Below are 2,270 nucleotides of genomic sequence, written 5' to 3' on the forward strand. Positions count from 1 at the left end.
TGTCAATGTCGGTTTACTTTTCCCCAGTTTCGTCGGCGTAAAAATACCCAAATGCGTCGGGATAAAACTCCCCAGTTGTGTCGGAATAAAAATCCCCAATGTGCAACCAGAGAGTATCTGGGATTCACATGCTCAAGGACGAGGAGTATTTTATGTTACTGGATCTAGCTCGTGAACAGGAACTGGCAACAGGGAAAGTCAATATCAGCTTATTGGCCCGAAAAACCGGCTATGACAGAAAAACTATAGCCCGGCATCTGTCTTTGGATCAACCATCAAAACATCCTCAGACCAGACAGAAACCAAGCAAGCTGGATCCCTTCATGCCATACATCCAGAAGAGGCTGAACACCTATCCTCGTCTGAGCCGTGTCCGAATTCTGGAAGAGATCCGGAATCTCGGCTATGATGGCGGAACAACAATACTCGGTGATTATATCCGCCAGATCCGCCCCAACATCACAATTCCGGCTGAAATCAGATACGAAACCAAACCGGGAGAGATGATGCAATGTGACTGGCTTGAGTATCCCTATGAAACGACCGATGGCTCCAAAAAGAAGGTTTATGGCCTCTCAATGGTTCTTGGCTATTCAAGGATGAGGTATGTAGAATTCTTCTCTCATCAGGGTCTTCCTGCTCTTCTCAAAGGACATCTGGGAGCCTTTGAGTATTTTGGCGGAGTTACTGATATGATCCTCTATGATAACCTTCGGAGTGTCGTCCTTAAACGGAAATATCCCTCAAACTCTTCAGAATTCCATCCTCTCTTTGCCGACTTCCGTGATCACTTCGGGTTTACATCACGTCTCTGCCGGCTGGGTCGTGCGAAAACCAAAGGCAAAGTTGAGCGAGCAATATACTATGTCAAAGACAACTTCTTGTATGGTCGGACTTTCCACTCTATCGAGGATCTGAACCTACAGGCACGTACATGGCTCAGTTGCGTCAATGGAAAGGTCCATGGAACCACCCATGAGATTCCACTTGATCGCTTGGTTCGGGAGGAACTTCGTCCTTTCTCCTCATACACACCCTATCTCTTCAAGAAGAAAGAATCTCGAAAGGTCTCCAAAGACTGCTACATATCGTTATACGGGAATAGCTACTCAGTTCCATGGAAATTTGCAGGGAGGCGTGTTGACGCATACGTCCAGGAAAACCATGTGTCAATTCAAGCTGATGGCACAGAGATCTGTACCCATACTCTCCTGAATGGAAGAAATGAGCGTTCAAAGAAAAAGGAGCATTTTGAAGGGCTCTACAAAGAAATTCTTGGATTATCCAGGAATGGTGCAAAGAAGGAGCGGATAAACAAACCAGCCATTGATCAGCATTCTGTTGAAACACGAAATCTTGCTGAATATGACACGTATGCAGAGGAGGGGCAGGTATGACGACTCTTCTTCTCGAACAGATCCATCACCGCCTTGCCATGATGAAACTGGATACGATGGATGCTCTGCTTGAACCAACGCTTGAACGTGCAATGAATGAGAGTCTCAGTCCCATTGAGACGATCGGGTGTCTGGTTGAACAGGAATGGAACAACAGGACTTCAACAAGAATTAGAACCCGGACAAAAAGTGCTGGTTTCCCTCTCCTGAAGCGAATTGAAGAGTTTGATTTTGAGTTTCAACCCTCGATTGATCAGACGGTGATCAAAGATCTTGCCACTCTGAGATTTATCGATAATGGAGAAAATGTGGTCTTCCTTGGACCACCTGGTGTGGGAAAAACGCATCTGGCGATTGGTCTGGGTGTTTCTGCTATTGAACAGGGGATCCCGGTTCTCTTCATCAATGCATCTGTCCTGATCGAACAGCTCAAAGAAGCATATCACAGTGATCAGCTCGATCGGTATCTGAAGAAACTCACCCGGCCAGGTCTCCTGATCATCGATGAGATCGGGTATCTTCCATTTGATGCTCAGGCAGCATACTGCTTCTTCCAGTTGATATCCCGGCGATATGAGCATGGATCAACGATCTTCACCTCGAACAAATCGTTTGGCAACTGGGGAGAGATCTTCCAGGATCAGGTAATTGCCGCAGCACTTCTGGATCGAATCCTGCATCACTGTAGAACGGTGAATATCCGGGGAGAGAGTTATCGTATGAAAGACAGAAAGAGCCACAAATTATGGGTGAACAAGCATGAATCGGCAGAATAGAGGTTTCCTAATGTTTGACAGAAAATTAACGATAGGTTTAAGTGGGGTGGGGAGAATTATTCCGACGTACTTGGGGATTTCTAGACCGACGTTGACA

The 2,270-nt window shown here is 46.2% G+C and carries 2 protein-coding genes; both read left to right on the plus strand.

Annotated features, from left to right (window positions below; genetic code table 11):
- Nucleotides 1-152: 152 nt before the first annotated feature.
- Nucleotides 153-1,397, plus strand: a complete 1,245-nt coding sequence (gene istA, locus FTO68_RS11705; RefSeq protein ID WP_255333594.1) for an IS21 family transposase — start codon at nt 153-155, stop codon at nt 1,395-1,397.
- Nucleotides 1,394-2,173, plus strand: a complete 780-nt coding sequence (istB, locus tag FTO68_RS11710; RefSeq protein ID WP_304364259.1) for an IS21-like element helper ATPase IstB — start codon at nt 1,394-1,396, stop codon at nt 2,171-2,173. Before istA ends, istB begins: the two co-directional genes overlap by 4 nt.
- The last annotated feature ends 97 nt before the right edge of the window (nt 2,174-2,270 follow it).

The organism is Methanocalculus taiwanensis, assembly GCF_024372745.1.
GTDB lineage: Archaea > Halobacteriota > Methanomicrobia > Methanomicrobiales > Methanocorpusculaceae > Methanocalculus > Methanocalculus taiwanensis.

Bases quoted from the DNA above. Each gene is read 5' to 3' on its own strand.
- istA (WP_255333594.1), top strand. From the start codon at position 153: ATGTTACTGGATCTAGCTCGTGAACAGGAACTGGCAACAGGGAAAGTC.
- istB (WP_304364259.1), top strand. From the start codon at position 1,394: ATGACGACTCTTCTTCTCGAACAGATCCATCACCGCCTTGCCATGATG.